The following is a 13208-nucleotide window of genomic DNA, read 5'->3' as shown; positions in this document are numbered from 1 at the left end:
ATTTAGATACCTGCACTTCAGGTGTGCGATTCTTTGAGCTTGCGAAGATAAAAAACTTAGTCTGCTTCTCATCCCAAAAAACATAGTTTACCACGGATAATTCGCTATTAACATAGGTATTACCATCCCGATTACCACCGCTGAAATAAAAAGCATCCAGTCGCGTCTTGAAAACCGAAAAATCGTTTGTCCCAAAAATCCCAGGATAAGCACAATGAGTACAATGATAAGTTGAGCCGCTTCGATACCCAGTGCAAACTCGGCAAGCGGAAGCAGACGGCTTGATAAATGCGCGGTAAGCTGTACAAAAAACGAAGAGAATCCAAGACCGTGAATAAGGCCGAAGAACAGCGCGGTAATGAGCAACACGCCCAGTTTGTCTTTGTTGGCGCCCTTTCCGGCGGTAAACACGTTATATAATGCTGCCACAAAAATGGTGACCGGTATGAGGAACTCGATAATATTTCGGTTTACGCTCACCACACCGTATGTTGCCAATAGCAAGGATACCGTATGACCCAGAGTAAACAGCGTTACCAGTAAAAACACACGCTTCCAGTCTTTAAAAACATAAGGAACGGTGAGTACAATGAGGAAAAGCACGTGATCGTAGGCCTTGTAATCGAGTACGTGCTCGAGACCAATCTTAAAATAGAACCAGAAGTCTGACATTTAGGGGGTATTTTCAAGTTTGTCAAAACTACAATTATTTCTGAAAGTTGAACCCAAAAACGTTAAACTAAGCCTAAACGCCAGAAGTTGCTGCGGGTGCTTTCGTAATTTCGATACCTAATCTCTATACCTGGTGAGCACTCCAATACGATATTATTTCAGCCTTTTTATTCTGGTAATTTTTACCGGCTGTGGTGCCACGCCCGGATTTACCACAAGCAAAAAAACCTTACCCAACGCCCCCACCTACACCTACATAGATACGAAAGGCAACACCTACGCCATAAGCCAAAACAAATTTATTTACGATCCGGTTTCTGAAGACGATACTATTGACGGTCTTGATGATGAAGGTTATCATCAGGAAATCAACATCAGTCTCAATGATTATGCTAAAATCGCGGCGGCCTGTGATCGGCAATTTGAGGAAACCCAAAAAGAGCTTCCCGCAAATTACAACGGCAACGTGATCCCAACTCTGCTGCGCAGCTATCCTGATCGCACAGACGAACTCACGCTAAGCATCAAAGGTGTTGACGAGCTGGATTACATCTTAATACCTTACCTCGACAATGAGTAGTTTAACAGGCCACATTACCAAAAACGCTAAAGATTTTTTTAAGTTTCTGAGGGAGACTTATGTGGCCTGGGACCGTAACGATCCTTTCGCCAAGAGCGCGATAATCGCCTATTATACGCTGTTTTCGCTGCCCTCGCTGCTGATGATTGTAACCACGATTGCCAGTACGTTTATTGGCGCCGAAGCCGTACAGGGACGTATTCACGATGAGATTGCGCGCTTTATTTCGCCCGAAGTCGCAAAATCTATTGAAGAAATCATCAGTAACGTGACCCTGCAAAACGACAACTGGATAACGCTCATCATCAGCATTGCTGCCTTAATTTATGGTGCTACCGGAGTGTTCTTCCAGATGAAAAAAACGATGAATACCATCTGGAATGTGACCGAGAAAAAGCAAAACTTCAAACGTATGCTCATCAACCGGGCTATTGCTTTTGGGATGGTACTCGTTCTTGGCTTTATGTTGCTGGTCGCTTTTGTGGTCACCGTGCTGCTCAACATCTTTACCGAATACCTCAGCAACTTTGCCCCTCAGGTGACCGTGATTTTTGCTGATATTCTGAGGTTTTTGGTTTCGTTTATTTTTATCGCAAGCCTGTTTGCCGCGATGTTTAAAATTTTGCCCGATGTAAAAATGGGATATAAAACCACGATTTTAGGCGCAAGTATTACCGCAATCCTGTTTTTAATTGGTGAAAGTTTGCTGGGTATTTACTTCTCGAGCAGCAATCCCGCATCGGTTTATGGGGGTGCCGCCTCTGTTGTACTGGTGTTGCTTTGGGTAAATTATACCTGTCTTATTTTGTTTTTTGGTGCCGAAATTACCGTGCAGTATGCCATCGTTAAAAAACACCGAATCGTTCCCAGTTCGCACGCTAAACTCGCACATACGGAAGAGATGCAAGCTTTACGCGAAAAAGAAAAGCAACTGGAAGCCGATAAAAAAAAAGCGATCGAATTAGCGACAAATCCTGAAGAAGAGAAAACCAATTCTACTCCCTAACCTCTCTCACAAAACATACATAAACCGGAAAGTGATCGCTGTATCCGCCGGTATAACTACCATTGGCGAAACTGCGAAAGGGATAACCTTTAAAAGGTCCCGAAGGGGTTTGCAAAAATTTCCTGTTGAAAATTCCCGCTTTGTAGAAACTAAACCCGGAATAATCCTGCTCCAGCCAGGCCGCACTTATAATGATTTGGTCAAACAAATTCCAGCTGTCGCGGTAGGCCAGACTGCCCAGACCTTGTTTGGCGAGTTCTTCCATCGGATTGTAGAAATCAAGCATTCCGGTTTGCTTGATTTTACCCTTGGTTTTCAACACCTTTTTGAGGCTGGTATCTTTAGGATCGTCATTTAAATCGCCCATACTCACAAGCTTCGCATAGGGCTCCACACTCAAAACCGAATCAATAATCTTTCGGTTTAAAGCTGCAGCAGCCTCCCTTCTGGGCCGGGTGCGTTCCTCGCCCCCACTTCGCGAAGGCCAGTGATTCACCAAAATATGCACGCGTTCGCCTGCCAAATCTCCGCTGACCAAAAGTTGGTCGCGGGTATATATACGTTTGTTGTTTTCTTCAGGATCGTAAAGCGGAAGCTCAAAAGCTTTGCTGCTTACAGGCTTAAAAAGACTTTTTCGATACAACAAAGCCACATCCACCCCACGCCGGTCGGGCGAATCGTAGTGCACAATCCCGTAATCAAAGGCTTTCAGGATGTTTTGAGTGACCAGCGCTTCCAGCACTTTTCGGTTTTCAATTTCGGCAACGCCAATAAGTGCGGGAGGATCTGTAGTCTCATCCGGACCTATTTGCCGCAGGACCTCAGCCATTTTAGCGAGTTTGTCGGCGTAGATTTCGGGTGTCCAATGATCTTTCCCGTCAGGAGTACGGTCGTCGTCAAACGTGATCAGGTCATTTTCGGTATCAAAAAGGTTTTCCAGATTGTAGAAAGCAATCGTGACCAGTTGAAAATCGCGCTGTTCCTGGGCGTAAAGCACCTCAAAAAGGCTACAGCAAAGCAGGCTCAAAACACTTAATCGAATTTTTCGCATCGGCTAACTAAATAAGCCTGATGAAGTTACATTAATTTCTACTTTAGATTGTGTACGCCCCCGCTGAAAAATCTAATTTTTTCACTGTGTACAAATTTTTGGTTTTTGGCCTCTGTCTGTTGGGCGTTTTATGCGCTCAGGGGCAGGAATTTCGCATTCGCGGAAGTGTAAAAGATGCGACCAACGCTGCGGGAATTCCTGAAGTACGTGTGCAGCTTACCGGCACATCGATTGAAACCACAACCGATGCTTCCGGCAGTTTTGAACTTACGGGCGAATTGCCAGCGGGAGATTACAACCTAAGCTTTAGCGCTTCGGGCTATTTCAGTCTGCAACTGCCGGTGACGCTCAATCCCGGGAGCAGTATCGAACTCGATTACATTCCGTTAGAGATCGACCTTGCTGAAGCCAATCAAAACCTCACCTTAATCAGTTTATCAGACCTGCAACTCAACAACGAAGAGCAACGCGATGATATTCTTTCGCCCCTGCTTAGCGCGACCAACGATGCCTTTGGTAATGCCGCTGCCTTCGATTTCAGCAGTACGTTTTTCAGACCGCGTGGGCTTGACAGCCAGTATAGCAGTGTGCTCATCAACGGGATCAAACTCAATAAACTGAGCACCGGCAGACCGCAATGGAGCAATTGGGGCGGTCTTAACGATGTGATGCGCAACCGCGAGTTCACTCCCGGCATCGCGCCCGGCGATTACAGTTTTGGCGGTCCGGCAGGTACTTTACATTTTGATATGAACGCCACTGCTTTAGGTCGCGGAGGCCGTATCTCCTATGCCCAGGCCAACCGTAGCTACACCGGGCGTATAATGGCCAGTTACAACAGCGGTTTGTCGCAAAACGGCTGGGCGTATTCCATTTTGGCGTCGCGCCGATTTGGTAACGAAGGGTATATCGAGGGAACGCTTTATGACGCCAATTCGTTTTTTGCAGCGGTTGAAAAGCAACTTTCCGAAACGCACAGCCTTAACCTGACTGCCATCTACACCCCAAATCACAGAGGTCGCAGCACAGCGCTCACTCAGGAAGTGCTTGACCTCAAAGGCAATCAATACAATCCCAACTGGGGTTATCAGGATGGAAAAATACGCAATGCCCGCCTGCGCGAAATTGACGAACCCCTCGTGATCCTTTCGCACCATTGGAAGTTCAGTCCGCGCAATACCCTTACCAGCAGTGTGGCGTATCAATGGGGAAAAACAAGCAATTCGCGCATTGACAACACCGGAAGCACCCTCTTCAAAACCGAAAATGGTACAGCGACCTTTCTGGGAGGTGCCCGCAACCCGGCGCCCAATTACTATCAGAATCTGCCGGGCTATTTCCTGCGCTTTCCCAATCCTACTGCAGCCAATTACCAGAATGCCTATCTCGCCCGCGAGGCATTCGTAGAGGATGGTCAGATCGACTGGGATGCGCTGTACCATGCAAATCGTGTAGCTTCAGAAACCGGTCTTAATGCTGTTTACGTCATTCAAAATGATGTAAATCAGGATCAAATGCTGCAAATCGCTTCGATTTTAAATATTGATTTGTCCCAAAAGCTGAAACTCACCGGGCGGCTTTCGGCTACGCGATTAAAGAGTGAAAACTACGCCGAGCTCGACGATCTTCTGGGCGGAAGCGTATGGCTGGATATCGACAGTTTTGCTGAAGATGATGCCACAACCGGTGGAGACCTGGCGCAAAGCGACCTGCAAAACCGAAACCGTCTCGTGGAGGAAGGCGACCGCTACAAGTATAATTACAGGATACTGGCCAGCGAACTCCAGGCTTTTGTGCAACTGCAGGCCACCCTAAAACGAATAGACGCCTATGCCGCTATCGAGCTGCAACAAAGCCGGTATCAACGCGAAGGCTTGTATGAAAACGGATACTATCCCGGCAACCGGTCTTTAGGCAAAAGCGATGCTGTTGATTTTTTCACGCCTAGTGTCAAGGCCGGACTCACCTATAAATTCAATGGTAAGCACTTTGCCTTGCTCAACGCCGGTTTGCTCACTCAACCACTTCCCTACAACACGGTGTTTACCAATGCCCGGCAAAACAACGACATTATTGATAAGGATTCCGCAGAGCAAATCACCAATCTCGACCTCAGCTACATCTACCGAAGTCCGTCGCTCAAGCTAAGGCTCACCGGTTACCTCATCGATTTTAAACAGGGAAGCGAATTGTCTTTTTTCTACACGGGTTCGTTGCAGTCCCCGCAAATCGAGCAGGGAAACGCCCTCGTTCAGGAAATTACGACCGGCATCAACCGCCGCAATCTGGGAGCAGAGTTTGGAGTGGAGTTCAAAGCTTTACCCACGCTTATTTTTAAAGCCGTAGCCGCTTATGGAAACTATCAATGCACCTCAGACCCTCAGGTCTATTATACCACAACGCTTGCGCAGCAACCCGTCGTTTTCGGCGATGGCAACGTCAAATTGAACAATTACCATGTCGCCGGCGGTCCGGAGCAGGCCTATCAACTGGGGTTTGACTACCGCGATCCGGACTTTTGGTGGCTGGGCGCCAGCTTCAACCGCTTTGCAGATGCCTATATTGACGTGAGTTACTTACGGCGTTCGGGTGCATTTAGTACCGATTTTGACGGATTGCCTTTTAACGATTACGATCCCGCACAAGCCCGTATTTTGCTTCAGCAGGAAAAAATACCACCGTACAATTTGGTGAATCTCGTGGGTGGTAAATCCTGGCGGGTGAAGGATTACACCATAGGGTTTTTCGGCCTGGTTAACAATCTTTTAAATACCAGTTATAAAACCGGCGGTTTTGAAGATTCGCGAGTGGGTGATTACCGCAGTCTGCTCGAGGAATCCAACCGGGAGTTGCCGCTTTTTGGTAACCGCTATTTTACGGGCTACGGGACCACTTTTTATGTAAATGTATATGTGCGCTTTTGAGATTTTGCTTTTGCGAAAGGCTAACAAAAAAACTAAAAACGAATACCAGCTATGAAAGCCATAATGGGCATTTGGCAAATAAGGGTCATTACCCGCCTAAATAATTAAATAATTGAACCCTAATTCCTGATAAAATTTAAACAGATGAAACCTATATTTTACCAGCTCATCACGCTACTTGCTTTTACGGCTTGTGTGGAAACCGAGTTTGAAGCGCCCGAACCTAACGAAAATGAAATCGTACCGGAAGGTACGGCGGTGAGTATTGCCTCTGTTTTAAGCAATCTGGCGCAAAGCAGCGAACCGGTCATCAGCTATCGGGATACAGACACGTACATCACAGGCTATGTCACGAGCAGCGATGTGGCGGGAAATTTTTTTCGGGAACTCATCATTCAGGATGCTCCTGAAAATCCTACTGCCGGCATTACACTGCAGTTGAATCAAAACGCTTTGTATACCGTTTATGAACCGGGGCGAAAAGTCTACGTAAAGCTGGATGGTCTGGCGGTAGCCGAAGAAAATGGGGTGGTACAACTGGGTATTCGAGACGGGAACGGGATTACTGAAATTCCGGCTTCGCTGATTCCCAAAACAGTTTTTAGAAGTACCGAAGTTGCCGAATTGATTCCGTTGCCGGTAACCATCACCGACTTTTCTGCCGAGCTGGAAAATTTGTACATCAGCCTTGATGATGCACAGTTTAACCGTCGGGAAGTTTTGGGCGAAAGCCCTAAAACCTTTGCCGGTGATGCCAACGATGAATTTGACGGCATACGCCTGCTTGAAACCTGCGAGCCTCGCGGCACGACTTTAGTCAGCACCAGTACCTTTGCCAAATTCAAATCGGTTGCCCTTCCCGAGGGTCGCGGCAGCATCAGCGGAATTCTCTCGCGCGATTTTTACGATGATTTTTACATCCTGCGCATCAATACCGTGGAGGCGCTTTCGTTTTCCGGCGCAAACCGCTGCGACCCGGCGGAGTTGCAGTGCGGTCTCGCTGAAACCGAAGGCGGTACGGTGATCTTTAAAGACAACTTTCAGACGCAAACCCGCAATACGTCTATCACGGGCAACGGGTGGACGAACTTTATCGAATACGGCACGCAGGCCTGGGAAGCGTATACCGCGACAGGAACGAATGCCTCGCAGGGGATTTCGGCACGAATTGATTCGTATCAATCGGGCAACCCCTTAAGTGTAGGCTGGTTGATTACTCCCCCTATTCATTTCTCGACCAATTCTGAAGTACGTATCCGGTTTGAAACGAGCAGTAGTTTTGCCGATAACAGTGAGCTCGACGTACTGTTTAGCACCGACTGGGACGGTACTCCTGAGGGGATTACGCAGGCAACCTGGCTTGTATTAGGAGATGCTTTTGTGATACGCGATCAGGATTTTTTTGGCGACTGGTATAGTTCAGGAATTGTAAAGCTTTCGTGTGCAAGTGGCGAAACCGCTTACGTGGCTTTTAGATATACCGGTAGTGGTGCTGAAGCTTCAGACGGCACCTATCAGCTTGACAATATTAGCATTACGGCAGATTAAAAATCTGATACCGAGTAAAAGTGCTATTTTTAGGAAACTAAAACTCCCTGATTTTGACTAAAACTATACTCCTTTCGTTACTTATGGTTTGCTTTTTGGCCTGTGATACTAAAAAGCAACAGCCTGAAATTCCGTCCCAATTTAGTGCCGAACAGGTTGACCTGATTATGGCTGCCGATTCGCTTACGCCTATGCGGGTCTTCAAAATCACTAACGAAAGTGATTCCCTTTTGCTGCGCACCCCCAGCGAATATGTAAAGGTAGATCCCAAAGACACGGTGCTTCAAAACCTCATCGCCCGAATGTACGCCACGGTACGCGACAGCCTGTCTCTGGGTGCCGGTATTGCCGCGCCACAAGTGGGTGTTCTTAAAAATATCGCATGGGTGCAGCGTTTTGACAAAGACGGTTTTCCTTTTGAGGTAATTATCAATCCTGTGATTAAACAATACTCCAGGAAAAAACAGGATTGCCCGGAAGGTTGTCTTTCTATCCCCGGCAGGCGCGATACACTTTCAAGCCGTGCCTATGCCATTCTGGTAGAATACGACAAGCCTGATGCCACGCACGAAATTGAAATGGTTGAAGATTTTACCGCGGTGGTTTTTCAGCACGAAATAGATCATCTAAACGGAATCCTCTACCTCGATCACTTAAAACAGGAGGTCAAAGAGGCGCAGGGATTGATGACTATAGATACGCTGCAACATTAAATATACCGGGTATTGGGTATGGATTCTAAACACCACAAGCTATAACTTTTGCTTTTCTAATGGTAAAAATATAGAGTAGGTTCAATATTTAAAATTCACAGATATTACAATCACTCTTTTATAGTAAAGTTTATAAGCATAGAACAGTATTAACTAAACAAACCAATTATGGCTCACGAAAATTTTAAGTTTAAACTCGATCTCACGGACACTTCAAACTGGCAGCCCTTGCTAGGTTCTCAGGATTTTGGAACCTTCTATATGATATACATCAAAATCAATAAGGTTGAAGATGTACAGGATTCTCAAAATATTGATTGCGACTTTTGCCTGCAGAATTTTAGAGGCCAAATTACTATCGGCTTTGCCCAAAAACCAGAATTAAATATACCAGATGAAGGTGATACCGAAGAACAGATTGATGCATACTTAAATCTTAGCGTGGAGCCTTTTAGTCTAAATCATGAAATTAAAAATCATACACTTAAGCCTAAAAATAGACTTGTATCCGACATGGTTTTAGCGACCAATATTGATGTTGACATTCCCAATAATACTTTGTACGATCCTAAAAGACCAGATAAATCTAAATACTTAGACCCTTCATCATTTTGGAGAGATGGGGAAAATTATACGCAATTAAGTACTCGTAAGTACAAAATAGGATCAGATGATCAGGACGATTTTCAAGAGCCTGACCGAACAAATAAGGGGATGTTAGGTCGTGTAGGACCTTGCATACCTAATCGAACACTGGTGCTCTAAATTATTTTGAAAAGTACTTTATTTATAATCGTTTTATTTTTCAGCCTTAATCCACTCCAATCTAGTGAGATTAAGGTTTTTTTTGCAGCCATTCGAGAAAGTAATTATGAGTCTGCGCGGCAAAATATTCAAGAGTATCAAAACAGAGAAGTTAGAAAAGAACTCCTGGATCTCATTAACATTTTAGAAAAAGGTATTTTTCTGGATACCACCACTGATATTGAGGAACAAACAGCTGAAGCAAAAAATTTAAGACTCTATAAAAACGGTTGGCTCTATTACCTGCGAGACGGAAACGAGGTAAAAGCATTTGAGTCTTTTAAAAATGCGCTCGAAGCCGCAAAAAAACGTAATGACGCAATTCTTATTTGTGAATCTCTTAAAGCTATACTTGAAATTTATGAACGATTCAATCAAGAAATTGAAGATGAGAGCTATAACTATTTTATAAACCTGCTCGAAAAGAAAGCATATGACACCACAGAGCTTCACTATGCTGCTTACTACCGTTACCGTATCATACAGCGTTACTACTACAAAGACACCTTAAAAATAAATCAAGCTCACCAAGATGCTAAAGCTGTGGACTTTAGTTCGGCTCCAAAATTTTTAAGATCTAAAGTATTACTTACACAAGCAGCTTATTTCCAGCAAATTAATGCTTTGAGTAAAGCAACCGAATATCTAAACACCTCTCAACAAGTATTGGCTTCATTAGATGGATATCTTGAAAAAGAGCGTTTTGTAGCAGCTAAAATCAATAAGACTGTACTTGATTTTAAAAAAGGCTTTACTCAAAGAGCCCTTGAAGGTCTAGAAAAAATAAACATCGAAAGTGAGGATTATCTCTATGCGCTGCTTTATAAATACACGCTTTTTTGGAAATCTGAATTACATCGTGAGTTAGGCAACACCGCTGAAAGTGTAAAGCTCGAAAATGATTACCTGTTAAGGGAACTTGAAGGACAGCAGGCAAAAAACCTTCAAATCGTATCAGAATACGAAACCATCTACCAAACCAAAGAAAAGGAGCGACAAAACCAGGAGCTACAACAAGAAAAACGAACCCTCTTAATAGTCCTCATACTTTCTGTTTCGTTAATCAGTACGATTGGTTTTCTCGTTTATAAAAACAGTCAAAAGAAGCGCAAACTGGCAGAACAGCAAAAAGACCTGGAGCGGCAAAAAGTATCTAATCTGTTGAAAGATCAGGAACTCGCCAGTATAGACGCCATGATTGAAGGTCAGGAAATAGAACGCGCCCGTATAGCCGGTGAACTTCATGATGATCTTGGGGCTTTAATGACAAATGTACGTATGCATTTTGAAGCCCTTAAAAACGCTCCTTCAGAAGATCTGTATCAAAAAACCAATACACTGCTTGATGAGGCTTATGCTAAAGTACGCACCATTGCACACGCCAAGAACAGTGGGGTGATTGCCAATCAGGGATTACTTAAAGCCCTTAAAGATTTGGCGCACAAAATCTCGCAGTTAAACGGGCTTCAAATAGATGTACAGGCCCACGGAATGGACACCCGCCTCGAAAACAGTCTTGAATTAAGCCTCTTTCGCATCATCCAGGAACTTATCACTAATGTGATCAAACACGCTCAGGCCAAAACACTCACCATACATCTGGTAAACCATGGCGACTCACTCAATATTATGGTTGAAGATGATGGCGTGGGCTTTGATCCCAGACACATCAGCAAACGCAGTGAAGGTATGGGTATAAACGCCATTGATAAACGCGTAGCCCATCTCAACGGAACTTTAGAAATAGAATCTGAACCCGGTCAAGGAACTTCTGTAATTATAGACTTACCCTTATGATTAAATTAGCAATAGGAGAAGATCATCAATCTCTCATAGACGGCATCAGCTTACTACTGGCCGAGCAGGATGAAATCAAGTTGGTTTGCACCGCAAATGACGGGGAGGATCTGGTTACTCAGGTACTTAAATACCAGCCAGATGTGGTCATAACCGATATCCGAATGCCAAAAATGGACGGCATTGAAGCCACAAAACATATTAAAAATCAACTTCCAGATACCGGTGTGATCGCCTTTAGCATGTTTGATCAGACCGAAGCCATTAAGCAAATGCTGGATGCCGGCGCTTCGGGCTATGTACTTAAAAATTCAAGCCTTGAAACCCTAAAACAGGCCATTCAAAGAGTAGCTTCAGGAGAAACCTTTTTTGATTCTCAAATTGACCTAAGTCTTATTGAGGCTGTAAACAAGTCTTCCGAAAAAGGCGGACTACTTACCAAACGCCAGGTTGAAATTCTGCGGTACATCGCCCTGGGTAAAACTTCCCGTGAAATTGCAGACGAACTTTTTATAGGTGTACACACTGTAGATACGCATCGTAAAAATATGATGCGCATTCTGGAGCTAAAGGGTAAGGGCGAACTTTTGCGTTATGCACTGGAGCGCAAGTATGACTTTTAAAATTCTTAAGATTATCTTAAAATACCAGATGTTGGGTATTTTTAGCTCAGATACAAACCTTTAATTTGGAATTACATACCCAAGCTTATGAAACAAAAATTATTTTTTTTGACGATTTTCGTTACTTCTTTATTTACAAACCTCATAGCGCAAAATTATATAGGCCACCGTATAGATAACTATTCGGGCATTCACGGGGTCATGTATAATCCTGCAAATGTATTTGATTCACGAATGCGTGCAGATATCAATTTAGTTTCGGCCGGGGTAAGCTTTGGCAACGATTATGCAGGCATCAGTTCAAGCAGCCTTAATGCAGACGACGATGGATTTGATTTTGAAGAAGATGCTGATTTAAATCCTACAAACTCAAACAATTTCTATTCAAATGTAGACGTAATGGGACCTTCGTTTATGTTTAACCTGAATCCAAAAAGTAGTATGGGTCTTATCACACGTGTACGTGGTATTTACAATTTACATAATGTAAACGGTGAACTTTTTCAACGTATCGCAGACGATTTTGATTCTGAAGAAGATTTTACTTTTGACCTTAACAACCTTAACGGAACATTGCACGCCTATGCTGAAGTAGGTTTGGTCTATGGAAGAGTATTAATGGACAAAGAATCCCACTTTCTTAAAGGAGGAGTAACTTTAAAGTATTTAGCCGGTGGTGGCGGTGCATTTTTTAATTCTTCAAATCTTACGGGCCAGTATTCCTCTACCAATGCAAATGTTACGGTAAACGGAAACGTAAACTACGGGCAAACAACAGATGAAGAGGATTTTGATTTTACAGATACCTCTTCAGGTTTTGGGGCAGACTTTGGAGTGGTTTATGAATGGCGACCCGATAACGCTAATCTGGGCAATCGTGGTCTCAATAAGTACAAACTTAAATTAGGGCTTTCGGTTACAGATTTAGGTTCTATAAATTATGATGAAAGCACTATAGGCAACTATTCTGCTACTAACGCAGTCATTACTGAAGCTGAGTTTAATGAGAAAGATATTGATGAAATATTACGCGACAATTTTGATGGTCAGGAGACCGTAGAAACTGCACAAATCAGTTTGCCCACAGCAATGCATATTGCAGCAGATTACCATCTCAAAAATAAATTTTATTTGAACCTGCAAACCTCACTATCACTGGTTTCGCCTGAATCCCAGCAAGCCAGTAGAATTGCTAATATAGCAACACTTTCGCCTCGTTTTGAAAGTAAATGGTTTAGTGCTTACATGCCATTAAGTATCAGACAGTATGATGGTTTTGCCTGGGGGTTTGGGCTTAGAGCAGGGCCTTTGACTTTAGGCTCAAGTACGATTCTTACAAATTTGATTTCTGAAAGCTCTAAAGGAGCAGATGTATATGTAGGCCTTAAAGTGCCTATATATCAACGAAGCAGATAATCTCTATAAGCGTCTCTTCAAACAACCCGTATTTATTAGCCGACCTAAAAACTCCTCTGAAAATGAGGAGTTTT

At 43.9% G+C, this 13208-nt stretch carries 11 protein-coding genes; 9 read left to right on the top strand and 2 right to left on the bottom strand.

Going from position 1 to position 13208, the window contains the following annotated elements; translation table 11 throughout:
* Nucleotides 1–87 precede the first annotated feature (87 nt).
* Nucleotides 88–672 (bottom strand): HupE/UreJ family protein, encoded by a 585-nt coding sequence (locus ACSSS3_RS09010; RefSeq protein WP_228228621.1) that lies wholly within the window; start codon nt 670–672, stop codon nt 88–90.
* A 133-nt stretch (nt 673–805) separates the two neighbouring features.
* On the opposite strand from ACSSS3_RS09010, the gene ACSSS3_RS09005 reads away from it, so the two are divergent.
* Nucleotides 806–1252 carry a hypothetical protein gene (locus ACSSS3_RS09005; RefSeq protein ID WP_442847287.1) on the top strand — a complete coding sequence of 149 codons (447 nt, stop codon included), beginning with the start codon at nt 806–808 and terminating at the stop codon, nt 1250–1252.
* Entirely contained in the window at nt 1245–2258 is a 1014-nt protein-coding gene (locus ACSSS3_RS09000; RefSeq protein WP_442847286.1) for a YihY/virulence factor BrkB family protein, read from the top strand. Before ACSSS3_RS09005 ends, ACSSS3_RS09000 begins: the two co-directional genes overlap by 8 nt.
* On the opposite strand, the gene ACSSS3_RS08995 is transcribed toward ACSSS3_RS09000, so the two are convergent.
* Nucleotides 2248–3309: an endonuclease/exonuclease/phosphatase family protein gene (locus tag ACSSS3_RS08995; protein WP_442847285.1), complete on the bottom strand. Its 1062-nt coding sequence runs from the start codon at nt 3307–3309 to the stop codon at nt 2248–2250. The genes ACSSS3_RS09000 and ACSSS3_RS08995 overlap by 11 nt on opposite strands.
* An 86-nt stretch (nt 3310–3395) precedes the next feature.
* On the opposite strand from ACSSS3_RS08995, the gene ACSSS3_RS08990 reads away from it, so the two are divergent.
* The 7 genes from ACSSS3_RS08990 (at nt 3396) to ACSSS3_RS08960 (ending at nt 13134) form a co-directional block, all read left to right on the top strand.
* On the top strand, nt 3396–6233 hold the full coding sequence (locus ACSSS3_RS08990) for a carboxypeptidase regulatory-like domain-containing protein (RefSeq protein ID WP_442847284.1): 2838 nt from the start codon (nt 3396–3398) through the stop codon (nt 6231–6233).
* 144 nt (nt 6234–6377) lie between these two features.
* Nucleotides 6378–7781, top strand: coding sequence for a DUF5689 domain-containing protein (locus ACSSS3_RS08985; protein ID WP_442847283.1), 1404 nt, complete (start codon nt 6378–6380; stop codon nt 7779–7781).
* Nucleotides 7782–7834: 53 nt separating this feature from the next.
* Nucleotides 7835–8494: a peptide deformylase gene (locus ACSSS3_RS08980; protein ID WP_442847282.1), complete on the top strand. Its 660-nt coding sequence runs from the start codon at nt 7835–7837 to the stop codon at nt 8492–8494.
* Nucleotides 8495–8662: 168 nt separating this feature from the next.
* Complete coding sequence (locus tag ACSSS3_RS08975; protein WP_442847281.1) at nt 8663–9259, top strand: hypothetical protein; 597 nt, start codon at nt 8663–8665, stop codon at nt 9257–9259.
* A 6-nt stretch (nt 9260–9265) separates the two neighbouring features.
* The gene (locus ACSSS3_RS08970; protein WP_442847280.1) at nt 9266–11095 is read left to right on the top strand and encodes a sensor histidine kinase; all 1830 of its coding nucleotides are present in this window, start codon (nt 9266–9268) and stop codon (nt 11093–11095) included.
* On the top strand, nt 11092–11718 hold the full coding sequence (locus ACSSS3_RS08965; protein WP_442847279.1) for a response regulator: 627 nt from the start codon (nt 11092–11094) through the stop codon (nt 11716–11718). Before ACSSS3_RS08970 ends, ACSSS3_RS08965 begins: the two co-directional genes overlap by 4 nt.
* A gap of 87 nt (nt 11719–11805) precedes the next feature.
* Nucleotides 11806–13134 (top strand): DUF5723 family protein, encoded by a 1329-nt coding sequence (locus ACSSS3_RS08960; RefSeq protein ID WP_442847278.1) that lies wholly within the window; start codon nt 11806–11808, stop codon nt 13132–13134.
* Nucleotides 13135–13208: the final 74 nt, after the last annotated feature.

Source organism: Leeuwenhoekiella sp. H156 (genome assembly GCF_052218455.1).
GTDB lineage: Bacteria > Bacteroidota > Bacteroidia > Flavobacteriales > Flavobacteriaceae > Leeuwenhoekiella > Leeuwenhoekiella parthenopeia.
The sequence above is the reverse complement of the archived record's forward strand: the minus strand, read 5'-3'. Positions and strand labels throughout refer to the sequence as shown.